This is a genomic window from Yersinia proxima, assembly GCF_902170785.1.
Taxonomy (GTDB): domain Bacteria; phylum Pseudomonadota; class Gammaproteobacteria; order Enterobacterales; family Enterobacteriaceae; genus Yersinia; species Yersinia proxima.
The window spans coordinates 36,220-60,068 of the sequence record NZ_CABHYG010000020.1 but is presented as its reverse complement, the minus strand read 5'-3'; the positions used below and the strand labels follow the sequence as shown (position 1 = coordinate 60,068).

Below are 23,849 nucleotides of genomic sequence, written 5' to 3'. Positions count from 1 at the left end.
AGCGGATTACATAAATGGAAAAGGTATGAAGAACTGGAGAACGCTTATTCTCGGATTGGTTGTCTGTGCCAATACCGCGTTCGCAGCACCACAAGAAGTTGATAAAGTTGCCGCTGTGGTTGATAACGGCGTTGTTCTGCAAAGTGATGTCGACGGTCTGTTACAATCAGTGAAACTAAATGCGCAGCAAGCTGGGCAACAAGTTCCGGATGATGCAACATTGCGCCATCAAATTCTTGAGCGCCTGATCATGGATAATATCCAATTGCAGATGGCCAAGAAGATGGGGATTACCATCAGTGACGAAGCGCTGGATAAAGCTATTGCTGACATTGCCGCGCAAAACCGTATGACACCCGCTCAGATGCGCAGCCGCTTAGCTGCCGATGGCCTGAATTACGACACTTATCGTGAGCAAATCCGTAAAGAAATGCTGACATCAGAAGTGCGTAACAATGAAGTACGTCGCCGCATTACTATTCTGCCGCAAGAAGTTGAATCGTTAGCCAAACAAATTGGCAACCAAACCAGCGGTGATGCTGAGCTGAATCTCAGCCACATACTGATCCCATTACCCGAAAATCCATCGCAGCAACAAGTTGATCAAGCAGAAGATCTGGCGAACAAATTGGTGTCAGATATTAAAGGCGGTGCTGATTTTGGTAAATTGGCTATCGCCAACTCAGCCGACTCTCAAGCACTGAAAGGCGGCCAGATGGGTTGGGGTAAATTGCAGGAATTACCTTCGCTGTTTGCTGAAAAACTGCAATCGGCAAACAAAGGTGATGTTGTTGGCCCAATCCGTTCCGGTGTCGGCTTCCACATTCTGAAAGTGAATGATATTCGTGGCGCTGATAAAGCTGTTTCAGTTACCGAAGTTCACGCACGCCACATCTTGCTGAAACCCTCACCGGTCATGACCGATGATCAGGCTCGTGCTAAGTTAACGGCTGCGGCTGCGGATATTAAGAGCGGCAAAGCCAACTTTGCTACAATTGCTAAAGAGATCTCTCAGGATCCCGGTTCTGCCATGCAAGGTGGTGATTTGGGTTGGGCTTCGCCAGACATTTATGATCCTGCATTCCGTGATGCACTGATGAAGCTGCAAAAAGGCGAAATCAGCGCACCCGTTCATTCCTCTTTCGGCTGGCATTTAATTCAGGTTGTTGATACCCGTCAGGTAGACAAAACTGATGCAGCACAGAAAGATCGGGCGTACCGTATGCTCTTTAGCCGTAAGTTTGCAGAAGAAGCTCAAACCTGGATGCAAGAGCAACGTGCCGCAGCTTATGTGAAAATTCTTGATGGTAGTGATGCAAAACCACAATAATCGTATTGTTATCACCCCCGGCGAACCTGCCGGGGTTGGGCCAGATTTAGTCATCGCCCTGGCGCAGCAGGATTGGCCTGTTGAACTAGTGGTATGTGCTGATCCGGCTTTACTACTTGCCCGCGCCAGCCAACTTAACCTGCCATTGCAGCTGCGTGAATATCAGCAAGATAAACCCGCATTGGCACAACTTGCTGGCACTCTGACTATTTTGCCTGTGAAAATAGCGGCTGAGGTGATACCAGGCCAGCTTGATGTCAAAAACAGCCACTATGTAGTGGAAACACTGGCTAAAGCCTGTGATGGTGCCATCAGTGGCGAATTTGCTGCATTAGTCACTGGCCCAGTACAAAAAAGCATTATCAATGATGCAGGTATCCCTTTTATCGGGCATACCGAATTCTTCGCTGACCGCAGCCACTGCTCACGGGTAGTGATGATGCTGGCAACAGAAGAGCTGCGTGTAGCGCTGGCAACCACTCACTTGCCTTTACTGGCAGTGCCTGGGGCAATAACACAAGCCAGTCTGCATGAAGTGATTTCCATTCTTGATCATGACCTGAAAACCAAATTTGGTATTAGCCAACCACAGATTTATGTGTGTGGACTTAATCCTCATGCGGGTGAAGGTGGTCATATGGGCCATGAAGAGATCGATACGATAATTCCCGCGCTAGATGCATTACGTCAACAAGGGATAAACCTTATCGGCCCACTCCCGGCAGACACACTATTTCAGCCTAAATATCTGCAACATGCAGATGCCGTTCTGGCCATGTATCATGATCAAGGGCTGCCAGTGCTGAAATATCAAGGATTTGGTCGGGCAGTCAATATCACTCTCGGCTTACCTTTTATCCGCACTTCTGTGGATCACGGTACCGCTTTAGAACTCGCCGCAACCGGTGCTGCCGATGTTGGTAGTTTCATTACGGCATTAAATTTAGCCATTAAAATGATAAATAACAGCAATGAATAATAGAGTCCACCAAGGGCATTTTGCCCGCAAACGCTTTGGACAAAACTTTTTAAACGATCAGTTTGTCATCGACAGCATTGTCTCCGCTATCCATCCGGTTCCAGGTGAAGCGGTCGTTGAGATTGGCCCCGGTTTAGGTGCATTAACTGAACCTGTAGCAGCTCGAATGGATCATATGACGGTCATTGAGCTAGACCGCGACTTAGCCGCTCGTCTGGCCAGCCACCCCCAACTGAAAGACAAGCTCACTATCCATCAAGAAGATGCGATGAAAATCAATTTTTCTGAATTGGCCGAGCTTGCCGGGCAGCCATTACGGGTATTTGGTAACCTGCCATACAACATCTCTACCCCGCTGATGTTCCATCTTTTCAGCTATACTTCTGCTATTCGCGACATGCATTTCATGTTGCAAAAAGAGGTGGTTAATCGCTTGGTTGCCGGGCCTAACAGTAAAGCTTATGGTCGTTTGACAGTCATGGCGCAATATTACTGCAACGTCATCCCTGTGTTGGAAGTGCCGCCAACTGCCTTTACTCCAGCCCCGAAAGTGGATTCAGCTGTAGTGCGTCTAATTCCTCATGTGAACACGCCGAATCCGGTCGGTGATGTGCGTATGCTTAGCCGCATTACGACACTCGCTTTCAACCAACGCCGAAAAACAGTGCGTAACAGCTTGGGTGATCTATTTACCCCAGAGCAGTTAATCGAATTAGGTATTGACCCGATACTACGGGCAGAGAATATTTCGGTAGCGCAATACTGTAAGCTGGCTAACTGGCTTTCAGCTCAATCGACACCGCAAGAATAAGCAGGAGCACATTATGATTGAACAGCCCCGCGTTTGTGTACAGGTGCAAAGTATCTATGTAGAAACTCAGTCGATACCAGACGAGGAACGTTTCGTCTTTGCCTATACCGTGACGATTCGTAATCTGGGCCGTTCAAATGTGCAACTTATGGGCCGCTATTGGTTAATCACTAATAGCAATGGTCGACAGACTGAAGTTCAGGGCGAAGGGGTTATCGGTGAACAGCCGCTGATCCTGCCAGGTAACGAGTTCCAATACACCAGCGGAGCCGTACTAGAAACACCGCTGGGTACTATGGAAGGACATTATGAGATGGTTGATCACCTTGGTCAGGCTTTCCGTACTGCGATTCCGGTGTTCCGCTTAGCGATCCCAACACTTATCCATTAAGCCTGACCTCAACTATGTCTACTTATCTTATTGGCGATGTTCACGGCTGCCTTGACGAGTTGCTTGCGCTATTAGCCCAAGTGGACTTTGATCCGCAACACGATACCTTGTGGTTGACCGGCGATTTAGTTGCTCGCGGCCCCGCTTCACTGGATGTATTACGTTATGTCCGTTCATTAGGGTCAGCCGTTCGTATGGTTCTGGGTAACCATGACCTACACTTATTGGCAGTTTACGCAGGCATTAGCCGTAATAAGCCCAAAGACCGTATCACACCGCTGCTTGAAGCCCCAGATGCTGACGAGCTGATTAATTGGTTACGCCGCCAACCGGTTTTGCAGGTTGATGACGAGCTAAAATTGATTATGGCTCACGCTGGTATCACCCCTCAATGGGATATCGAAACGGCTCAGATGTGCGCCCGTGAAGTCGAATCGGTCTTGAGCAGTGACAGCTATCCACTCTTTCTCGATGCAATGTACGGTGATATGCCCAATAACTGGTCATCCGAATTGACAGGGTTAGCACGCTTGCGTTTTAGCACTAATGCATTGACTCGCATGCGTTTTTGCTTCCCAAATGGGCAATTGGATATGATCTGTAAAGACACACCAGAAAATGCCCCTGCCCCGCTTAAACCTTGGTTTGAGCTACCACGACTGGTCAGCCCTGAGTATTCAATTATCTTTGGTCACTGGGCATCATTGGAAGGGAAAGGTGTACCAGAAGGAATTTATGGGCTGGATACTGGATGTTGCTGGGGAGGCAATTTAACCCTGCTTCGTTGGGAAGATAAACGTTATTTCACACAACCCGCTTTCAAAGTTGAAGCTGAAATAACCAATGCTGACGAAATAGCCGCAGCAGCAAAAGATCCCTCTAGTTACTTGTAAGATATAAATAATTAGATATTGAAAATTAAAAAAGCCTGCTAATAGACAGGCTTTTTCTCATTTCAGATTACAGCTGCAATTAGCGGCGTTCAAGGATCTCGAAACAATAGCTGTGTGAATTAGCCTCGTCTGCATCATGGAACTCACTAAAGGTGCTTTCCCACTCATCTGGCTCATAATCTGGGAAATGGGTATCGCCCCCAACTTCAGCATCAATGTGAGTAAGATACATGCGGTTAGCACGGTCTAAGAATTGCTTATAGACACGCCCGCCACCCATTACCATCACTTCTTCTGCATCACCCGCCAAAGCCAGTGCGTCATCAATAGAGGTTGCCCACGTTACCCGATCATCCGTTCCCGGTTGACTACTGATAACAATATTTAACCGCCCCGGCAGAGGGCGACCGATAGATTCGAATGTCTTGCGACCCATAATTACCGGTTTATTTAGCGTGTTACGTTTGAACCAGGCTAAATCAGCCGGTAAGTGCCATGGCATGGCATTTTCCATGCCAATAACGCGATCCGCTGCCAATGCAGCGATCAGGCTGATAATCATTGTTAAACCCTGTAGGCTGCGAGAGCCAGTACCGAAAAATTGCTCACACTATACGTAAAGCCTAATCCAGCGTCGATAGCGATAAGCAAGCTAATCACACATATAAGACTGCTCTTAGCCCGATACAAAAACCAGGAAAGAAAAAAACCTTATACACCAGGACGTTTGCGATATAGCCACAATCCAGGCAAAGATAAACCAATCGATAACGAACCAACAATAAATGATGCCTTTAAGAAATTGGTTACCATGGTGGACATCAAAACTTCGCTATAACCCAAGTGAGAAATCTCAACAACCGATATCATGGCGGTATAGGCGGAAATTCCAGGGAACATCGGGATTACGGCGGCAACAGTGAAGACTTTTGGATGAGCCAGTAACCAACGCGACCAATTGATGCCAATGATACCAATCATTATCGAAGCCAATAATGAAGCCAGCTCGATATTCATACCAAAGTGAACCATCAACATACGCGAGCCGTGGCCGATAGCTCCTAACAAAGCACAATAACGTAGCGCCCGCACTGGCACGTTGAATACCATCGCAAAACCCAATGCCGGAATAGCCGCCAACACCATGTCTTGCAATAACGCCCAGAGTAAACTCATGACCACCCCCGCAATCCCCACGTCGCCATTGCAAATATCACCCCGATACAGGTTGATAGCGTCAATAAACTTGCCATTGCCCAGCGAGCCAAACCGGTATTAACGTGCCCTTTAAACATATCCGCAACCGCGTTTATCAACGGGAATCCAGGAACTAACAACAGCACGCTAGCTGCCATTGCTACACTGGATGCCTCGTGGAAAAACGGTAAACGCATTAATAGCCCGGAGACGGATGTTGCGACAAAAGCCGTGATACAGAAGTTAATCAGCGGATTCATATGCCGGGCAGTTAAACTTTGGCGTACAAACATTGCCAGTCCACTGGCCAAAAAAGTGATGGAAAACGCATCCCAACCGCCACCATTTAGCTTGCTAAAACAGCCGCATGATAAAGCAACCATCACCACCACCAGCCAGCGCGGATAACGCAGCGGTTTAATATTCTCAAAACGTTTTTCTACATCTTTCGCATCCAACAGATGATGTTCCGCCATGATCACAATATGCTGCACCTCTGTCACAACATGCATATTGATACCGCGATCAGTATTCTTGCGAGTGGATGTCAGGCAATTCCCCTCGCTAATGGTAGTTAAAACGACGGCATTGGCTGAGATAGAACTTTCAACACTGTCCATCCCCAAGGCGATACCAAGGCGCGCGGATAGCTGCTCAACCAGCATACTTTCTGCGCCGTGTTGCAGCAGCAACAAAGCACACTTGATACATAACCGCGTAATTTCCCGCTGCTTCTGATTTGGTATCTCACCACTTATCACATTATCCAGGCTCATATTCGTGCATCACTATCCATCAAAAGAGTAAAAGATAAATGCTCAATTTCATCCGACTGACAACTCCCCCGCCCTGGGAATATACCCTAAATAATTCAAGTTGCAGGAAGGTAGCCAACGCACATGCAGTTTGAAGTATGACGGGTATAAATAAGAATATGCAGCAGGAACCCTGTGGCGCTATTATCGTCAAAACACCCCACACTCACTCGGTAATCCTTATGCTAGAAACCTCTTTATTCGTCGCGACTATTGCTACATTGGGGATGCTCTCCCCCGGCCCCGATTTCTTTTTGGTGATTAAAAATGCTGCCCGCTATCGCCGCCCCGCGGCAATGATGACAGCGCTCGGCGTAATTTTGGGTGTCGCTACACATATGTCTTATTGCGTGGCTGGCCTGGCAGTAGTTATCACTACCACACCATGGCTGTTCAATTTTCTGAAATATGCCGGAGCCTGCTATTTGATCTGGATTGGTATCCAGGCACTGCTATCGCGCGGAGAAAGTAAGCTCAGCATCGATAACGCAACACAATCCCCCATCACACTGAAAGCCGCATTTTTGCAGGGATACCTTTGTAATCTATTGAATCCCAAAGCGACTCTCTTCTTCCTCGCCGTTTTCACACAAATATTACAGATTAACTCCAGTGTGGGTGAAAAACTGTGGTACGCCTCAATCATCTGGGTGCTGGCCGTTATCTGGTGGCCTCTGCTGGTTATTCTGATTCAAAGTGCGCCAGTCCGCCGTGGCTTGGCAAAAGCACAAAAAGTTGTCGATAAATTGTTGGGCGGCCTGTTAATCGGCCTGGGTATCAAAGTGGCGCTAAGCTAGCAGCACCAGCATTGAACTGCCCCAGAACCTACTATCTACAATTCAGTGAGAGCTAACATTGGTAAAGATCAATGTTGTTTATGAACAATATTATTGTTTATGAATAATACATTTGTTTATAAAAAATACTGTCTTCACGGGTAAAAACTGCGACTTTATATCCAAAGTCATTGGAGTTGCAGGTAGGCAGCAAACGAATAAGTCCCGATGAGCTTACATCAGTAAGTGATTCGGGTGACAAATCGGTCAGGAACTGATTTGAACGCTGCTTGCAGCGGCCTCGCAGAGGCGAGGCCCATGGACGGGCCGAGTAACGAACGTAGCTAACACCCCTGCAGCTTCAAGTACGCAGGATATGCGAGCATAAAAAAGGGCGATGTCTCCATCGCCCTGCTATTTATACCGAAGATTAACCTTTCATCTTCTTAATCTTGGCATGCATTTCTTGTACTGAAATCACTTGCTCGGTTGGGTCAGCATTCAATGCCATCGCCGTAGCAAAACCGCCGTTCAAGGTGGTGTCGTAATGCACCTTATATTGCAAAGCACTACGGCGAATCAGTTTAGAGTCTTCAATCGCCTGACGCCCGGCAGTGGTATTCACGATATAAGTGTATTCACCATTCTTGATACGATCCTGAATATGCGGACGGCCTTCATGCACCTTGTTGACCAGGCGTGGGTTTATTCCAGCCTCGCCCAACACCACAGCAGTACCGTGAGTGGCATCCAGTTCAAAGCCCTGTTTTAGCAACTTAGCTGCTAAATCAACGACTCGGTGCTTATCACCCTCGCGCACGGATAACAGCGCACGGCCACTCTTTTTCATACCAGACTGGCTGCCCAACATGGCTTTAGAGAAGGCTTCGGCAAAAGTACGTCCAACCCCCATCACTTCACCAGTAGAGCGCATTTCTGGCCCTAAAATCGGGTCAACACCAGGGAATTTGTTGAACGGCAGTACCACTTCTTTTACCGAGTAGTAAGGCGGAATAATCTCTTCCAGAACACCTTGCTGTGCCAATGTCTGCCCTACCATCACGCGCGCGGCAATTTTTGCCAGCGGCATACCGGTCGCTTTAGAGACGAATGGCACGGTACGTGCGGCTCGTGGGTTGACTTCAATCAGATAAACTTCGTTATTTTTTACCGCAAACTGCACATTCATCAAGCCGCGGACACAAAGTTCAAAGGCCAATTTTTCCACTTGCTGGCGCATCACATCCTGAATTTCCTTGCTCAGGGTGTAAGCTGGCAATGAACATGCTGAGTCACCGGAGTGAACCCCTGCTTGCTCAATGTGTTCCATAATGCCGCCGATTAACACGCGTTCACCATCACAAATGGCATCCACATCCACTTCTACCGCGTCATCAAGGAAGCGGTCGAGCAATACTGGTGCATCATTTGACACACTTACAGCGTTTTGGAAGTAACGACGCAGGTCAACTTCGTCATAAACGATTTCCATTGCGCGGCCGCCCAACACATAAGATGGGCGAACCACCAGCGGATAACCTAAACCAGCTGCTTTTTCAACGGCTTGCTCGATAGTCGCTACCGTAGCGTTAGCCGGCTGTTTCAAGCCCAGACGGTTTACTGCCTGTTGGAAACGTTCACGGTCTTCGGCGCGATCAATGGCATCAGGACTAGTACCGATAATCGGCACACCAGCTGCTTCCAATTCACGCGCTAATTTCAATGGTGTTTGACCGCCGTATTGCACGATAACACCTTGCGGTTTCTCGATGCGGACGATTTCCAGCACGTCTTCCAGTGTCACCGATTCAAAATAGAGTCGGTCGGAAGTGTCGTAGTCTGTAGAAACCGTTTCAGGGTTACAGTTCACCATGATGGTTTCATAACCGTCTTCACGCAGTGCCAGTGATGCGTGCACGCAGCAATAGTCGAATTCAATCCCTTGACCGATACGGTTCGGGCCACCACCCAGCACCATAATTTTCGGGCGATCGCTGGTTGGATTGGATTCGCACTCTTCCTCGTAGGTCGAGTACATGTAGGCGGTGTCGGTTGAGAATTCGGCCGCACAGGTATCTACACGTTTATAAACTGGGTGCAAACCATACTTGTAACGCAACTTGCGCACTTCACTTTCAGCAGCACCGACCAACTTCGCCAGGCGGGCATCGGCAAAACCTTTACGTTTCAAGTGGCGCATGAACTCTGCGGTCAAACCATTGATACCGAGCTCTGCTACATTCTCTTCCAGACGCACCAGCTCTTCAATCTGAACCAGGAACCAGCGGTCGACGTTGGTCAGGTTAAAGACACCATCAACAGACATACCGGCGCGGAATGCATCGGCGATATACCAAATTCGGTCAGAACCTGCTTCTTTCAATTCACGGCGAATTTTAGTCAGGGCTTCTGGATCATCAAGGCTGACTTTTGGGTCAAAACCGGTCGCACCCACTTCCAAACCGCGCAGTGCTTTTTGCAATGATTCCTGCTGAGTGCGACCAATGGCCATCACTTCACCCACAGATTTCATCTGGGTTGTCAGGCGGTCATTGCTGCCAGCAAATTTTTCGAAGTTAAAGCGAGGGATTTTAGTGACGACATAGTCGATAGATGGCTCGAAGGAAGCCGGAGTGCGGCCACCAGTGATGTCATTCATCAATTCATCAAGCGTGTAACCCACTGCCAGCTTGGCAGCAATCTTGGCAATCGGGAAGCCAGTGGCTTTAGATGCCAAAGCGGAAGAGCGAGATACACGTGGGTTCATTTCAATGACAATCAAACGACCATTTTTCGGATTAACCGAGAACTGCACGTTGGAGCCGCCGGTCTCCACTCCGATTTCACGCAGCACTGCCATCGAGGCATTACGCATGATTTGATATTCTTTATCAGTCAGGGTCTGCGCCGGTGCCACAGTGATGGAGTCGCCGGTATGAATACCCATGGCATCGAAGTTCTCGATGGAGCAGACAATGATACAGTTGTCGTTTTTATCGCGAACAACTTCCATCTCATACTCTTTCCAACCAATCAGTGACTCGTCAATCAGCAACTCTTTGGTTGGCGATAAATCCAGACCGCGCTCGCAGATTTCTTCAAACTCTTCACGGTTATACGCGATACCGCCACCGGTGCCACCCATGGTAAAGGATGGGCGGATAATGCACGGGAAACCTACATCAGCCGCAACGGCGAGGGCTTCTTCCATATTGTGCGCGATACCTGAACGAGCGGTATCCAGACCAATTTTTTTCATCGCGATATCAAAGCGACGGCGGTCTTCAGCTTTATCGATAGCATCAGCGGTTGCACCAATCATGGTGACACCGAATTCAGCCAGCACTCCTTGACGCTCCAATTCTAGTGCGCAGTTCAGTGCGGTTTGACCGCCCATGGTTGGCAATACTGCGTCAGGGCGCTCTTTCTCAATGATTTTGCGCACCACTTCCCAGTGAATCGGCTCGATATAAGTTGCATCAGCCATCTCTGGGTCAGTCATGATTGTGGCGGGGTTAGAGTTTACCAAGATAACGCGGTAACCCTCTTCACGCAGCGCCTTACAAGCCTGGGCTCCGGAGTAGTCAAACTCACAAGCCTGGCCGATAACGATTGGGCCTGCGCCCAGAATCAGGATGCTTTTTATATCTGTACGTTTTGGCATGGTTTGACGCTCCTGATTATTTATTGGTATGGCTAGCGATTGTCGCGCGATAGGCTTCAATCAGCTCGATAAAGTGATCAAACAGCGGAGCGGCATCGTGCGGCCCTGGGCTGGCTTCAGGGTGTCCCTGGAAACTGAAAGCTGCTTTATCGGTACGATGAATCCCTTGCAGGGAACCATCGAATAAAGAAACGTGCGTAGTGCGCAGGTTGGATGGCAATGTGGTTTCATCAACGGCGAAACCGTGGTTCTGCGCAGTGATCATCACGCAATTGGCATCTAAGTCTTTTACTGGGTGGTTGCCACCGTGATGACCAAATTTCATTTTTACGGTTTTCGCACCGCTAGCCAGAGCCAGCAGTTGATGGCCTAAACAGATACCAAATACCGGAATATCAGTTTCCAGGAAGCGTTTAATCGCCGCGATAGCATAATCGCATGGCTCCGGGTCACCAGGGCCGTTGGATAAGAAAATGCCATCCGGGTTTAACTTCAGGACGTCTTCAGCCGGGGTCTGCGCCGGAACAATGGTCAGGCGGCAACCGCGGTCGACCAGCATGCGCAGAATATTGCGTTTTACACCGTAGTCATACGCCACAACATGGAATGGCAGATCTTCAGGTTGTTTCGCCGCCGGTAAGTCGCCTTCCAGAGTCCAGCTGCCTTGCAGCCAGTGATACACTTCTTTGGTGGTCACTTCTTTGGCCAGATCCATCCCTTTCAAGCCCGGGAATGCTTTTGCTTTTTCCAGCGCCAGCGCAGCATCTGATAAGTCACCCACAATAATACAGCCGTTTTGCGCGCCCTTCTCACGCAGCAACCGTGTCAGCTTACGTGTATCGATATCTGCAATCGCTACAATATTGTGGCGCTTGAGATACTCAGATAAGCCTTCTTCATTACGGTAATTGCTGGCAATCAATGGCAGGTCGCGAATAACAAGACCTTGGGCGTGTACTGCGGAGGATTCTTCATCGGAGGCATTGGTGCCGACATTGCCGATATGAGGATAAGTAAGAGTGACGATCTGGCGGGAGTAGGAAGGATCAGTAAGGATTTCTTGATAACCGGTCATCGACGTATTGAAGACCACTTCCCCCACTGCCGTACCTTCTGCCCCGATGGCCCGACCGTGAAATTGGGTTCCGTCTTCGAGAACCAATAGCGCTGACTTAATCAAAACATCCTCCAAGGAATAAACAGTCACATTATTTGCATATTAATTCATATCTAGCGACCTAAATCAATGCAAAAACCGCCCTCAAAGCTAATTTTTGGCAAATTGGGCGCATTTTAATGATGAGTGACGCTCTTGTCTAGCCAAAGTGCCATTTTTTCTCTGTTTTTTACCGTTCTCATTAAAATGAGACGATTATAGCGGCAAAAACACATGCTAACTTAGCATAGTAAACGGTTGCGAGAGTATGTGACTGAAAAAAATCGTTCTGAAGTGATGAAAACGAGTGCTAATAGATAATGAGGACACTAAAAGATAAAAAATCGAGATGAAACATAATAAAAACGACATTACACATAAAAAAACCAATAAAACATGTAATTATACAAACAAACAAAAAAGGACAATAAAATATTGCCCTGTTATCATATAATTATGATAAAAACAACCACATCACGGGTTGTGCTTTACACCTTTAAAGTTCATTTAAATTCAGTACATCTCGCATATCAAACAAGCCATTATCATGATCAGAGAGCCATATGGCAGATTTAACGGCACCATTGGCAAAAGTCATGCGGCTAGTGGCTTTATGGGTGATTTCAACCCGTTCGCCAATGTCGGCAAACATGGCAGTGTGTTCCCCGACGATATCGCCTGCACGCACAGTGGCAAAACCGATAGTGCCTGGCTTGCGTTCTCCGGTATGACCTTCACGGGTATAAACCGCGCAATCTTTCAGTGAGCGCCCTAAGGATTCAGCAATAGCCTCTCCCATTGCTAACGCGGTCCCTGACGGCGCATCGACTTTATAGCGGTGATGCGCTTCAATAATTTCGATATCAGTGTAATCGCCCATTACTTTGGCGGCTTTTTCAAGCAGCTTAAGTACCACATTGACCCCAACACTAAAGTTTGCGGCGAACACAATACCAATCTCAGCTGATGCGGCGCTGATAGCGGCTTTACCGGCATCATCAAAACCGGTGGTGCCAATCACCATTGCCTTATGGTGTGCGCGGCAAATAGCTAAATGTTCCAGGGTGCCCTCTGGTCGAGTAAAGTCGATCAACACATCAAAATGATCAGTTACTTTGGATAAATCATCACTTACGGCGATATTTAGCAAACCTGTTCCGGCCAGTTCACCCGCATCACTTCCCACCAGACTGGACCCCGCGCGCTCTACTGCGGCACCCAGCGCAACACCTTTAGTCTGCGTAATTGCCTGAATCAGCTGTCGCCCCATACGGCCGCCTGCACCGACAACGGCAATCCGAATTGTTGAATTAGTCATGAGTTCTCCCAATATTGTGTCATCTACCCTGACAAGGGTTCAGATTAGCCGCCCGTCATGGACTCTGCCAGCCTATTTAATCTGTATTAGAAAAAAATGATATACGCCTGCTTTTATCAGTGAAACCACTTAATTCCTTACATAACATTAATTAACCTGCGATCTCATCATTTTCATAGTTACCCCTGCGCGTAATTCAGATGGCCTTATCTCCATAGTACGCTATTTGATATTGTGCAGTTATTTCGCATATTCATGCAGTTATGCCGAAATACACCCATAAAAAAGCAGCCACCAGGGCTGCTTGATATGAGTTATGAATGCATATCTGAGATCAATCGATCTGCTTAACCTCAACGCGTAACTCTTTTGGGACTTCAAATACAATACTTTCTTCGCGGCCACGAAGCTCAACCGATCCACCCGCACCAAGCGCTTGTAAGCGGGCAATCACTTGCTGTACCAAAATATCGGGTGCAGAAGCCCCTGCGGTCACTCCAATGCATTTCGCATTCTGTAACCATGACTCTTGGATATCAGCTGCCGAATCAATCAGATAAGCGGGTTTACCCATGCGTTGCGCAAGTTCAGCTAACCGGTTTGAGTTAGATGAGTTTTTCGATCCCACCACCAAGACAACATCTGCATCATTCGCCAAGTTCCGCACCGCTTCCTGGCGGTTAGTCGTGGCGTAGCAAATATCATCTTTACGTGGGCCAATAATCTTCGGGAAACGCCGGTGTAAAGCATCAATAACAGCGGAAGTATCATCAACTGACAAAGTGGTCTGAGTCATAAAGCAGAGGTTATTCTCATCTTTAACATTCAGTTTCCAAACATCATCAGGCGACTCAACCAAATACATTCCCCCTTTCGGGTTGTTGTATTGTCCCATAGTGCCTTCAACTTCCGGATGACCAGCATGACCAATCAGAATAGCTTCTTTCCCTTTGCGACTGGCGCGCGCAACTTCCATATGGACTTTAGTGACCAAGGGACAAGTTGCGTCAAACAGCATCGTCAATTCACGGGCACGGGCTTCGGCTCGCACCGCTTGTGACACACCATGGGCCGAGAAAATCAAAATGGAGCCATCTGGCACCTCAGCGATATCTTCGATAAAAATAGCCCCGCGCTCACGCAGGCTATCAACCACATAGCGGTTATGTACCACTTCATGGCGTACATAAATTGGCGCGCCATACATCTCGATAGCGCGTTCAACAATACTGATAGCCCGATCAACTCCGGCACAAAAGCCGCGTGGATTAGCCAGCAATATCTGCATGCATTGCCTCCTGTTGGGGGTCTATCTCCAGCACTTCAATGTCAAAGCTGACGATATGCCCTGCCAACGGGTGATTAAAATCAACAGTAATTGACTCTTCAGCCACTTCCCGCACCACGCCCGGCATTTCACTGCCGTCACGAGTGGTAAACAGCATAATCGTCCCCGCATCCGGCACACCGGTTTGTGCAAAATCACGCGGTGTAAAATACTGAATCAAATCAGGGCTTTCTAAACCGAATGCATCTTCAGGTTGTAAGTTGAAAGTGTGTTTATCACCCACCTTCAAGCCGATCAACTGCTGCTCCAGCGCATCGGAAAGGCTGTTATCACCTAACCGAAATAACGCAGGTTTACCGTGAATATGAGTTGATTCTGCTGTCGAACCATCTTCCAGCTTCAGAGTGAAATGCACTAATACGGCGCTCTTGTCTTGGATAAAATGGCCTTGTACCCGCTCTGACATATCACTCACCTTTATTCATCGCCGTTTTTTCAGCCGGGCTTATGAAGCCTTCAAATATGACCAATGCAGCACCGATACAAATTGCTGTATCGGCGATGTTAAATGTCGGGAAATGCCAGTTGTTGACGTGGAAATCGATAAAATCGATCACCGCGCCATGCACCATACGATCAAATAAGTTACCTAATGCCCCACCGATAATCAGAGCATAAGCGCAATTAAGCAAACGCTGCCTGGCGGTTGACCGATACATCAGCACCATTAATAGAACTGAAATACCAATAGCTATCCCGGCAAAGAACCAGCGCTGCCAGCCACTTTTATCCGCGAGGAAGCTAAATGCCGCGCCAAAGTTCTGCGCATAGGTCAGATTGAAAAAAGGAATCAGTGGCACAGACTCATACAGTGCAAAGTGGGTCATAACCCACTGTTTGCTACTGAGATCGACAATCACCACCAGCACAGCCAGCCATAACCAGCGTAATCCGGTCGAACAAATAGGGTTACTCATCAGGCGTACTTACGCTCTTCACCGTCGCCGGCAACGTTAGTGACACAGCGGCCACACAGTTCAGCATGTTCCGCTACCAAACCGATGTCTTGAGTGTAATGCCAGCAACGCGGACATTTCTCACCATCAGCTTTATTAAAGGTAATCTTCAGCCCAGAAATCAGTTCGCTTTGCAGCGCATCATCACCGGCATCGGCATAATCTGCGACTTTGGCCGCTGATGTCAGCAACACAAAACGCAGCTCATCTTGCAAGCTATTCAGACGTGCAGCCAGCTCCGGTGTGGCAAACAGTGTCACTGCAGCCTCCAGCGATCCGCCGATACGTTTATCACTACGCGCTTGCTCCAGCACCTTGTTGACTTCGCCACGCACTTTTAACAGCTCAGCCCAGAAAGTATCGTTCATACTTTCATCACCCGCCAACCCGAACAGGCCGTCATACCACTCTTCAGTAAAGACATACTGTGGGCGCTCGCCCGGCATTTCGTTCCAGATTTCGTCTGCGGTGAAGGACATGATTGGAGCCATCCAGCGAACCAAGGCTTCAGCAATATGGAACAGTGCTGTCTGGCAGCTACGACGCGCAACACTATCGCCTTTCGCGGTGTACTGGCGGTCTTTAATGATATCGAGGTAGAACGATCCCATTTCAACCGAGCAGAACTGCATCAGGCGCTGTACTACCAAGTGGAAATCATAGTTTTCGTACGCTTCCATAATCTCGGCTTGCGCAGCCTGCGCTCGGCCTACAGCCCAGCGGTCTACTACGACCATCTCTTCCGGTTTCACCTGATGCAACGCCGGATCAAATCCATTTAGGTTAGCCAGCAAGAAGCGCGCAGTGTTACGAATACGGCGATAAGAGTCAGCAGAGCGTTTCAGAATTTCATCAGAAACAGCGATTTCACCGGTGTAATCGGTTGATGCTACCCACAGACGCAGGATGTCACCACCCAGTTTATTCATCACATCTTGCGGGCTGATAGTATTACCGATGGATTTGGACATTTTACGCCCCTGACCATCCACGGTGAAACCATGGGTCAGCACCTGGCGATAAGGCGCTTTACCCTTCATCGCTGTCGCAATCATCAGTGAAGACATAAACCAGCCGCGGTGTTGATCAGAACCTTCCAGATACATATCTGGGCTATGACCACCAAACTCTGGACGAGCATCGACTACAGAAGAGTGGGTTGAACCGGAGTCAAACCATACGTCCAGAGTGTCCGGAACTTTAACGTAATCAGCTGCATCAGCCCCCAGAATCTCAGCCGGATCCAGATCCCACCAGGCTTGAATGCCGTCTTGCTCTACACGCTTAGCAACTTCTTCCATCAGCTCAGTGCTACGTGGATGAAGCGCTTCAGTCTCTTTATGCACAAACAGAGACATTGGTACGCCCCAGGTACGCTGGCGCGAGATACACCAATCTGGGCGGTTTGCTACCATGGTTTCGATACGCGCCTGGCCCCAGTCAGGGATCCACTGCACACCTTTGATCTCTTCCAGCGACTGCTTACGCAGACCTTTTTGATCCATGCTGATGAACCATTGCGGGGTCGCACGGAAGATGATCGGCGTTTTATGACGCCAGCAGCATGGATAGCTATGAACCAGTTTCTCCACTTTCAGCAATGCGCCTTTTTCGCGCAGCAACTCAACAATCACATCATTGGCTTTAAAGACAAACAGGCCATCCAGTGTTGGATAAGTTCCTGTTAAATAGCAGCCGTTCGGCCCAACCGGGTTAGCCACTTCTAAACCGTATTTCTGACCGATAACAAAGTCGTCCGGGCCATGGCCTGGTGCGGTATGAACTGCGCCAGTACCAGCATCCAGTGTCACATGGTCGCCCAAGATTGCTGGGACATCAAAGCCCATAAACGGATGATTGAAACGCAGTAGTTCCAGATCAGAACCTTTGCAGCTACCCAATACCGTCCACTCAGCAATGCCAGCGCGCTTCATGACGCTCTCAACCAGATCTTCAGCCAGAATCAGGCATTCGCCTTCAACCTGCACCAATTGATAGCTGTATTCAGCATTCAATGAAATTGCACGGTTCGCAGGTAAAGTCCACGGGGTGGTAGTCCAAATAACCAGTGAAATCGGGCCATTAACAGTTTCGGCACCGAATTTAGCGCTCACTGCAGCCACATCGACCGCGTTAAAACGCACATCAATGGAAGGCGAGGTTTTGTCGTAATATTCAACTTCAGCTTCAGCCAGTGACGAACCGCAATCAGTACACCAGTGCACTGGTTTCGCGCCTTTATGCAGGTGGCCGTTATCAATGATTTTGCTTAACGCACGAATGATATTGGCTTCGGTTTTGAAATCCATCGTTAGGTAAGGATGGTCCCAATCGCCCAACACACCCAAGCGAATGAAATCTTTCTTCTGGCCTTCAACTTGCTCCGCTGCGTATTTACGACAGGCAGCACGGAACTCCGCGGCACTGACTTTCTCGCCCGGCTTCCCAATTAATTGTTCAACTTTTAACTCGATCGGCAAACCGTGGCAGTCCCAACCTGGAATATAAGGTGAGTCGTAGCCAGCCATTCCTTTTGATTTAACAATAATATCTTTGAGAATTTTGTTAACAGAGTGACCAATGTGAATGTTGCCGTTCGCATAAGGAGGGCCGTCGTGCAAAATAAAGGTCTTTTTACCCTTCTTGGCCGTACGAATAATCCCGTACAGATCCTGCTCATACCAACGTTTCAGCATGTCAGGTTCACGCTTAGCCAGATCGCCGCGCATCGGGAACCCTGTTTCAGGCAAATTCAGGGTATTCTTGTAGTCACTCATTAGATTCTCGGTTCCGTTTCGGCTAGAAATATTAAACCGGTGTCTTTAGCCCGAAAAATGTTCGGGCCGTCACCACATCATTGGCGATTTGCTGCTTCAACGCATCGAGCGAAGCAAAACGCTGTTCGTTGCGCAGTTTTGCGCAGAGCACCACATCAATATGACGCCCATAAAGATCCATAGTTACATCAAGCAGATGAACCTCAAGCTGCTGGCGAACACCAGCAACGGTAGGCCGAGTGCCAATATTGGCAACTCCGGGCAATGGCTTTGGACCCAAGCCATAAACATCAACCGCATATACTCCTTTTACTGGAGCAACTAAACGTTTTAACGGCAAATTTGCCGTGGGGAAACCTATCGTCCGCCCCAGTTCGTCACCGTGAACCACTCGGCCGGAAATACTGTATGGATGACCAAGTAGTGTCTCAGCCAATACCAAATCGTCATCAGAAAGTGCCTGACGAATTGCAGTGCTGCTAATGCGCAGACCACCATCACAAAAGCTATCTGTGCTGATAACATCAAAACCAAATTCAGCACCGGCTTGTTGTAACAGCTGAAAATCCCCCTGACGCCCTGCGCCAAAACGGAAATCATCACCCACAGTTAAAAACTTAACACCCAACTTATCTACCAGCAACTGGGCAACAAAATCTTGCGCAGTAATAGCTGCAAAACGCGGATCAAATTTAACGCACAATAGGTAGTCAACACCGGCTTCGGCCAGATATCTGGCTTTGTCGCGCAAACGCGTCAATCGAGCTGGTGCTTTATCCGCTGCAAACAATTCCAGTGGTTGCGGTTCAAATATCATGACCATAACGGGCAACCCCAAACGCTGACCTTCGCGCTTTAGCTGCTCCAATAAGGCTTGATGTCCACGATGGACACCATCAAAGTTACCGATAGTTAGCACGCAACCATGGTGGCGTGCCCGGATATTATGTATACCGCGAATTAGCTCCATAGCTGGCTCAAAACAGTGGAAATCGCCGGATTATACCTTGTACAGCGGTTAAGGTTAACCCGCGATTAGTACCTTTAACCGAAAGTCATACCATTTTGCTAAAAATACGCAGGTAAAATCCCTTTTACTGACTTTATCCTGTAGAATACGCACGCCGTTGAATACAGAAGCAGGCTGAGATTTTTACAAGAACCACCGTCGAATCCCTTCGAGGCAGTGAACTGTGGAATTTTCTTTCGAAAGACTGTATTCCACAGCGCGAAGCTGGTAAAATCCCGCTCCATCACAACGTAGCAAGTGCCGCCCGTACAAACGGCGCTTATTTGCACAAATCCATTGACAAACGAAGGCTAAAAGGGCATATTCCTCGGCCTTTGAATTGTCCTCAATAGAATATATTTGGGAGTTGGACCTTGGCTAATATCAAATCAGCTAAGAAACGCGCCGTACAGTCTGAGAAACGCCGCAAGCATAACGCTAGCCGTCGCTCAATGGTGCGTACCTTCATTAAGAAGGTGTATGCGGCAATCGCAGCTGGCGATAAAGACGCAGCGCAAAAAGCATTTAATGAGATGCAACCAATCGTGGATCGTCAGTCCTGTAAAGGTCTGATCCACAAAAACAAAGCAGCGCGCCATAAGTCAAACTTAGTAGCGCAAATCAACGCAATGCAGTAATGCATCACGTTGGCTGCTTCGTAAAAAGACCGGCCTAGGCCGGTTTTTTTATATCTAAAATTTGGCTAAGTCATCAAATAGCAAAACCTTTCGTGCTCACGGGTAGCTGATAACTATGCCACTTACGACCTGAGCCAATCGGTTTAACCGCTAAAAAGCGCAGAAAAATCCTTGTTACATACCCGCTGTACTGCTGGATGTTGAATCATTCGCTCGGCGAAAATAACGTAATACTCTTCCTGTACATTGTCTAAACGACCAATTTCAACAATTCCATCATCTTTACCATAGGTATCTGCTGCGTACAGTGTCGGAGCAACAAAAATAGCGTTGTTATAGATAGCAAACGCTTTCATTAACGCCGCATCATCAAATTCCCCCAAGATTTCCACTTGTAGCCCTTTGCTGTTAATCCAATTTAATAATTTACGCCCCAACATTGAGCGACGACCAGGGACCAACAAACGTTTTTGTTGCAAACAAGCGGGGAAAGGCAAATCAGGAATTGGCTGGCGACAGTAAAAACTGACACTGCACTCGCCAAGTTTTACTGAAAACAACCCTTCTTGCTGGCTGGAATCAACTGGGCAGTCAGACAGAATCATATCCAGCTTATGCTGACTCAACTGCTCCAGTAGCATTTCATGAGTAGATTCAAAACAGCGTAAATGAATCTTTTCATGATCCACTACAGCAGTTTCCAATACCTGGCTCACCAAGCGCTTGGATAATGCATCAGCTACGCCGACATCAAATAACAAGTTGGATTCTTTACGATAGTTAACGATATCCAGCATTTCATGGCTGAGCATGAACATCTTATCGGCATAGCGAAAGACCAATTGCCCCAATTCTGATGGCACCAGCCCACGCCCTTGGCGTTTAAATAATTTCCCACCGAGACGCTCTTCTAATGCTTTAATTTGCCCGGTGATAGTTTGTGGCGTTAAAAATAAAGCCTCAGCTGCCCCAACGACAGAGCCTTCCTTACAAACTTGCCAAAAATAATAAAGATGATTGAAATTGATGTGCGACATTCGCATGTTGTTATCCCCTTAACATATCGCTGAGCCAGCCAGCAGCCCCATGCACGATTAAACGTTCCCTGTTCTGAGACTTCAGCCTGGAAATCCATCAGGTTGAATGGCCAGTGCTTTTACGAGCAGCACTGTCCATTCAAATATTGAGTCAGTGCGTTATTTTTCTCTTTGCTGGCAAGGCCAGGCGCAGCAAGCTATAACCTACAATTGCTGCGGTCGTCGAGCCCAACAATATGCCTAGTTTGGAATAGGTTGTCAGAGCCATATCTGCTCCTTCAAATGCCAGTGAAGCGATAAATATCGACATTGTAAAACCGATACCGCATAACACGGATACAGCAAAAATCTGCTTAAAGTTGATTGCGTCGGGTAGCTTAGCAACTCCTAACTTAACCGCGAGCCAACTAAAGGTGAAAATCCCCAGTGGTTTACCAATAAACAGCCCACTCGCAATCCCCAGAGGCAGTAACGATGTCAATCCGGAAAGTGAAACGCCTTGCAACGAAACACCTGCATTGGCGAATGCAAATAGCGGCAGAATCAAATAGGCCACCCACGGATGCAAACCATGCTCCAGTGACTCCGAAGGCGAACGCTTATCTTTAGTGTGCAGCGGTATCATAAAACCGACAATCACACCGGCTAAAGTCGCGTGCACTCCTGATTTAAGAATGCAGACCCATAGCACCAACCCGACCAGCAGATAGGCAGATGTCTTCCCCACTCCGCGCCAGTTCATATAACCCAATAGTGCGATAGCCGCCGCCGCAATCCCCAAGGCTTGCAGTGAAACCTCATGGGTATAGAACAACGCAATAATAATGATGACACCCAAGTCATCAATGATAGCCAGTGCCAGTAAAAAGACTTTCAGGCTGGTTGGAACCCGGTTCCCCAGTAATGCCATCACACCCAATGCAAAGGCAATATCAGTTGCTGCCGGGATTGCCCACCCTTGGCGGGTAACTTCATCAGCCCCATTAAACAGTAAATAAATCAGGGCCGGAGCCAACATACCGCCTAAGGCAGCAATGGCTGGGAAAACAGCTTTATCACGCCCAGCCAGTGAGCCCTCCATCAATTCGCGCTTAACTTCCAGGCCGACAACCAGAAAGAAAATCGCCATTAGACCATCATTGATCCATAGTAATAGCGGCTTACTGATATCCAGTGACGCTATTTTTACTGATACCGGTACATCAAGAAATGATTGATAAAACCCTTGCAGTGGGCTGTTAGCCATAAATAAGGCTACAGCGGCGGCAAAAATCAAAATCAGGCCACCGGCAGCCTCTTGGCGTAAAAATTGACGAATCATGTTTGTCACAATGAATGACTCCCTTACATCGGACAGTGAGCTTGTGCTCGACAAATTAATTCACAGATTTTAGGATAATCATTAACTCGAAAATAGTCGTTTTTATAGTATTAAAAGATCGGAAAAACCGATCAATTGACAATCTGCATCACATTTTAATGGCTCTGATGATGAAAAAAATCCCCGATACTTATCGAGGATTTTAATTTTCATCTTTTTTATTAGCGTGTTAACAACTAAAGCGCCAACTAGCGAGTCAAGTCATCAAAGAATTTCTTTACGCCGTCTAAGAAACTTTTAGAGCGAGGACTGTTTTTCTCGCCCGCGGCGCCAACAAAACTTTCTTCCAGTTCACGCAGCAATTGCTTCTGTTTTTCACTCAGATGCACTGGAGTTTCAACCACAACGCGGCAGAGCAAGTCACCTTGACTACCACCACGAACAGATTTGACCCCTTTACCGCGCATCCGGAACAGTTTGCCGGTTTGTGTTTCCGCAGGCACTTTCAGCTTAACGCGACCATCCAACGTCGGGACTTCAATCTCGCCGCCCAAGGCTGCCATAGCGAAGTTAATCGGCACTTCACAATACAGGTTATTGCCTTCACGTTCGAAGATTGGGTGTGCTTTGACTTGCACCTGAACGTACAGATCACCTGCTGGTGCGCCATGCTCGCCAGCTTCACCTTCACCGCTTAAACGAATACGGTCACCGGTATCAACGCCTGCTGGAATTTTAACCGACAGCGTTTTTGACTTCTCAACCCGGCCATGTCCATGACATTTGTTGCATGGATCTTTAATGATTTGACCGCTGCCATGACAAGTAGGACACGCCTGCTGCACAGTGAAGAACCCCTGGCGCATATGTACCTGACCTGCACCACGGCAAGTCGAACACGTCACCGGAGAACTGCCCGGTTTAGCACCGCTACCATGGCAAACATCACATTCATTTAGCGTTGGGATGCGGATTTCTTTGGTCACACCACGTACCGCTTCTTCCAGTGTCAGATCCATGTTGTAGCGCAGATCTGAACCACGGGAAGCTCGCTGACGACGGCCACCACCAAAGATATCACCGAAAACATCACCAAAAATGTCAGTAAAATCAGCACCGCCACCGCCAAAACCGCCACCGCCCATACCACCTTGTTCAAAGGCGGCATGACCATACTGATCGTAGGCTGCACGCTTTTGTGGGTCGGTCAGAATTTCGTAGGCTTCCTTAACTTCTTTGAAATTTTCGCCGGTGTCGTTCTCGTCCTGATTACGATCCGGATGATACTTTACCGCCAGGCGTTTATAGGCCTTTTTGATCTCACGTTCATCGGCGTCCTTTTTAACGCCTAAAACCTCGTAATAATCTCTCTTCGCCATTCTCTTTTTTCCTACCCTTAACATGCGTGCACGGGCGTAGAGTTTCCTCGACGC

The 23,849-nt window shown here is 48.0% G+C and carries 21 protein-coding genes; 7 read left to right on the top strand and 14 right to left on the bottom strand.

Annotation, left to right across the window (positions count from 1 at the left end; all coding sequences use genetic code 11):
• Positions 1 to 25: 25 nt before the first annotated feature.
• From surA to apaH, 5 genes are read left to right on the top strand one after another with little or no spacing between them, the layout of a single operon-like run.
• Positions 26 to 1,330 (top strand): peptidylprolyl isomerase SurA, encoded by a 1,305-nt coding sequence (gene surA / locus FTB31_RS19260; RefSeq protein ID WP_077174254.1) that lies wholly within the window; start codon positions 26 to 28, stop codon positions 1,328 to 1,330.
• Positions 1,314 to 2,309, top strand: a complete 996-nt coding sequence (pdxA, locus tag FTB31_RS19255; protein WP_077174255.1) for a 4-hydroxythreonine-4-phosphate dehydrogenase PdxA — start codon at positions 1,314 to 1,316, stop codon at positions 2,307 to 2,309. Before surA ends, pdxA begins: the two co-directional genes overlap by 17 nt.
• Positions 2,302 to 3,120, top strand: coding sequence for a 16S rRNA (adenine(1518)-N(6)/adenine(1519)-N(6))-dimethyltransferase RsmA (rsmA, locus tag FTB31_RS19250; protein WP_050075858.1), 819 nt, complete (start codon positions 2,302 to 2,304; stop codon positions 3,118 to 3,120). The genes pdxA and rsmA overlap by 8 nt, the downstream gene beginning before the upstream one ends.
• Before the next feature lie 13 nt (positions 3,121 to 3,133).
• Positions 3,134 to 3,511, top strand: a complete 378-nt coding sequence (apaG, locus tag FTB31_RS19245; RefSeq protein ID WP_005270600.1) for a Co2+/Mg2+ efflux protein ApaG — start codon at positions 3,134 to 3,136, stop codon at positions 3,509 to 3,511.
• 14 nt (positions 3,512 to 3,525) lie between these two features.
• Entirely contained in the window at positions 3,526 to 4,404 is an 879-nt protein-coding gene (gene apaH / locus FTB31_RS19240; protein WP_050075857.1) for a bis(5'-nucleosyl)-tetraphosphatase (symmetrical) ApaH, read from the top strand.
• A gap of 79 nt (positions 4,405 to 4,483) precedes the next feature.
• Here apaH and folA read toward each other — a convergent pair whose 3' ends face one another.
• From folA to FTB31_RS19225, 3 genes are all read right to left on the bottom strand, one after another.
• Entirely contained in the window at positions 4,484 to 4,966 is a 483-nt protein-coding gene (gene folA / locus FTB31_RS19235; protein ID WP_019080544.1) for a type 3 dihydrofolate reductase, read from the bottom strand.
• A gap of 149 nt (positions 4,967 to 5,115) precedes the next feature.
• Positions 5,116 to 5,580 (bottom strand): threonine/serine exporter, encoded by a 465-nt coding sequence (locus FTB31_RS19230; RefSeq protein WP_019080545.1) that lies wholly within the window; start codon positions 5,578 to 5,580, stop codon positions 5,116 to 5,118.
• A complete protein-coding gene (locus FTB31_RS19225; RefSeq protein ID WP_077174256.1) occupies positions 5,577 to 6,377 on the bottom strand; it encodes a threonine/serine exporter family protein in 801 nt (266 codons plus the stop codon). Before FTB31_RS19225 ends, FTB31_RS19230 begins: the two co-directional genes overlap by 4 nt.
• A 221-nt stretch (positions 6,378 to 6,598) precedes the next feature.
• Between FTB31_RS19225 and FTB31_RS19220 the strand changes: the two genes are divergently transcribed.
• The gene (locus tag FTB31_RS19220) at positions 6,599 to 7,213 is read left to right on the top strand and encodes a LysE family transporter (RefSeq protein ID WP_227731715.1); all 615 of its coding nucleotides are present in this window, start codon (positions 6,599 to 6,601) and stop codon (positions 7,211 to 7,213) included.
• Between the two features lie 409 nt (positions 7,214 to 7,622).
• On the opposite strand, the gene carB is transcribed toward FTB31_RS19220, so the two are convergent.
• The 8 genes from carB to ribF form a co-directional block, all read right to left on the bottom strand.
• The gene (carB, locus tag FTB31_RS19215) at positions 7,623 to 10,856 is read right to left on the bottom strand and encodes a carbamoyl-phosphate synthase large subunit (protein ID WP_019083996.1); all 3,234 of its coding nucleotides are present in this window, start codon (positions 10,854 to 10,856) and stop codon (positions 7,623 to 7,625) included.
• A 16-nt stretch (positions 10,857 to 10,872) separates the two neighbouring features.
• Entirely contained in the window at positions 10,873 to 12,036 is a 1,164-nt protein-coding gene (gene carA, locus FTB31_RS19210) for a glutamine-hydrolyzing carbamoyl-phosphate synthase small subunit (RefSeq protein ID WP_077293348.1), read from the bottom strand.
• Between the two features lie 472 nt (positions 12,037 to 12,508).
• Complete coding sequence (dapB, locus tag FTB31_RS19205; RefSeq protein ID WP_050075851.1) at positions 12,509 to 13,330, bottom strand: 4-hydroxy-tetrahydrodipicolinate reductase; 822 nt, start codon at positions 13,328 to 13,330, stop codon at positions 12,509 to 12,511.
• Positions 13,331 to 13,664: 334 nt separating this feature from the next.
• A complete protein-coding gene (gene ispH / locus FTB31_RS19200; protein ID WP_050075850.1) occupies positions 13,665 to 14,618 on the bottom strand; it encodes a 4-hydroxy-3-methylbut-2-enyl diphosphate reductase in 954 nt (317 codons plus the stop codon).
• On the bottom strand, positions 14,599 to 15,084 hold the full coding sequence (fkpB, locus tag FTB31_RS19195) for an FKBP-type peptidyl-prolyl cis-trans isomerase (RefSeq protein WP_050075848.1): 486 nt from the start codon (positions 15,082 to 15,084) through the stop codon (positions 14,599 to 14,601). The genes ispH and fkpB overlap by 20 nt, the downstream gene beginning before the upstream one ends.
• Position 15,085: 1 nt before the next feature.
• A complete protein-coding gene (gene lspA / locus FTB31_RS19190) occupies positions 15,086 to 15,595 on the bottom strand; it encodes a signal peptidase II (RefSeq protein WP_050075847.1) in 510 nt (169 codons plus the stop codon).
• Positions 15,595 to 18,411 (bottom strand): isoleucine--tRNA ligase, encoded by a 2,817-nt coding sequence (gene ileS, locus FTB31_RS19185; protein ID WP_077293350.1) that lies wholly within the window; start codon positions 18,409 to 18,411, stop codon positions 15,595 to 15,597. Before ileS ends, lspA begins: the two co-directional genes overlap by 1 nt.
• Before the next feature lie 31 nt (positions 18,412 to 18,442).
• Positions 18,443 to 19,381 (bottom strand): bifunctional riboflavin kinase/FAD synthetase, encoded by a 939-nt coding sequence (ribF, locus tag FTB31_RS19180; protein ID WP_227719959.1) that lies wholly within the window; start codon positions 19,379 to 19,381, stop codon positions 18,443 to 18,445.
• A gap of 413 nt (positions 19,382 to 19,794) precedes the next feature.
• Here ribF and rpsT point away from each other — a divergent pair, with 413 nt between their 5' ends.
• Positions 19,795 to 20,058: a 30S ribosomal protein S20 gene (rpsT, locus tag FTB31_RS19175; RefSeq protein ID WP_002220715.1), complete on the top strand. Its 264-nt coding sequence runs from the start codon at positions 19,795 to 19,797 to the stop codon at positions 20,056 to 20,058.
• A gap of 143 nt (positions 20,059 to 20,201) precedes the next feature.
• Here the strand turns inward: rpsT and nhaR are convergent, their stop codons facing one another.
• The 3 genes from nhaR to dnaJ all read right to left on the bottom strand — a co-directional run bounded on the left by nhaR (position 20,202) and on the right by dnaJ (position 23,795).
• Positions 20,202 to 21,101: a transcriptional activator NhaR gene (nhaR, locus tag FTB31_RS19170; protein ID WP_050075842.1), complete on the bottom strand. Its 900-nt coding sequence runs from the start codon at positions 21,099 to 21,101 to the stop codon at positions 20,202 to 20,204.
• Between the two features lie 145 nt (positions 21,102 to 21,246).
• Positions 21,247 to 22,425 carry a Na+/H+ antiporter NhaA gene (gene nhaA / locus FTB31_RS19165; protein ID WP_050075840.1) on the bottom strand — a complete coding sequence of 393 codons (1,179 nt, stop codon included), beginning with the start codon at positions 22,423 to 22,425 and terminating at the stop codon, positions 21,247 to 21,249.
• A gap of 239 nt (positions 22,426 to 22,664) precedes the next feature.
• The gene (gene dnaJ, locus FTB31_RS19160) at positions 22,665 to 23,795 is read right to left on the bottom strand and encodes a molecular chaperone DnaJ (RefSeq protein WP_005157034.1); all 1,131 of its coding nucleotides are present in this window, start codon (positions 23,793 to 23,795) and stop codon (positions 22,665 to 22,667) included.
• Between the last annotated feature and the right edge of the window lie 54 nt (positions 23,796 to 23,849).

Coding starts and splice junctions, on each gene's coding strand:
- FTB31_RS19230 (WP_019080545.1), bottom strand. CDS start 5,580: ATGAGTTTACTCTGGGCGTTATTGCAAGACATGGTGTTGGCGGCTATT.
- lspA (WP_050075847.1), bottom strand. CDS start 15,595: ATGAGTAACCCTATTTGTTCGACCGGATTACGCTGGTTATGGCTGGCT.
- fkpB (WP_050075848.1), bottom strand. CDS start 15,084: ATGTCAGAGCGGGTACAAGGCCATTTTATCCAAGACAAGAGCGCCGTA.
- carB (WP_019083996.1), bottom strand. CDS start 10,856: ATGCCAAAACGTACAGATATAAAAAGCATCCTGATTCTGGGCGCAGGC.
- apaG (WP_005270600.1), top strand. CDS start 3,134: ATGATTGAACAGCCCCGCGTTTGTGTACAGGTGCAAAGTATCTATGTA.
- apaH (WP_050075857.1), top strand. CDS start 3,526: ATGTCTACTTATCTTATTGGCGATGTTCACGGCTGCCTTGACGAGTTG.
- rsmA (WP_050075858.1), top strand. CDS start 2,302: ATGAATAATAGAGTCCACCAAGGGCATTTTGCCCGCAAACGCTTTGGA.
- FTB31_RS19225 (WP_077174256.1), bottom strand. CDS start 6,377: ATGAGCCTGGATAATGTGATAAGTGGTGAGATACCAAATCAGAAGCAG.
- FTB31_RS19220 (WP_227731715.1), top strand. CDS start 6,599: ATGCTAGAAACCTCTTTATTCGTCGCGACTATTGCTACATTGGGGATG.
- dnaJ (WP_005157034.1), bottom strand. CDS start 23,795: ATGGCGAAGAGAGATTATTACGAGGTTTTAGGCGTTAAAAAGGACGCC.
- ribF (WP_227719959.1), bottom strand. CDS start 19,381: ATGGAGCTAATTCGCGGTATACATAATATCCGGGCACGCCACCATGGT.
- ispH (WP_050075850.1), bottom strand. CDS start 14,618: ATGCAGATATTGCTGGCTAATCCACGCGGCTTTTGTGCCGGAGTTGAT.
- nhaR (WP_050075842.1), bottom strand. CDS start 21,101: ATGCGAATGTCGCACATCAATTTCAATCATCTTTATTATTTTTGGCAA.
- dapB (WP_050075851.1), bottom strand. CDS start 13,330: ATGACTAATTCAACAATTCGGATTGCCGTTGTCGGTGCAGGCGGCCGT.
- surA (WP_077174254.1), top strand. CDS start 26: ATGAAGAACTGGAGAACGCTTATTCTCGGATTGGTTGTCTGTGCCAAT.
- pdxA (WP_077174255.1), top strand. CDS start 1,314: ATGCAAAACCACAATAATCGTATTGTTATCACCCCCGGCGAACCTGCC.
- folA (WP_019080544.1), bottom strand. CDS start 4,966: ATGATTATCAGCCTGATCGCTGCATTGGCAGCGGATCGCGTTATTGGC.
- ileS (WP_077293350.1), bottom strand. CDS start 18,411: ATGAGTGACTACAAGAATACCCTGAATTTGCCTGAAACAGGGTTCCCG.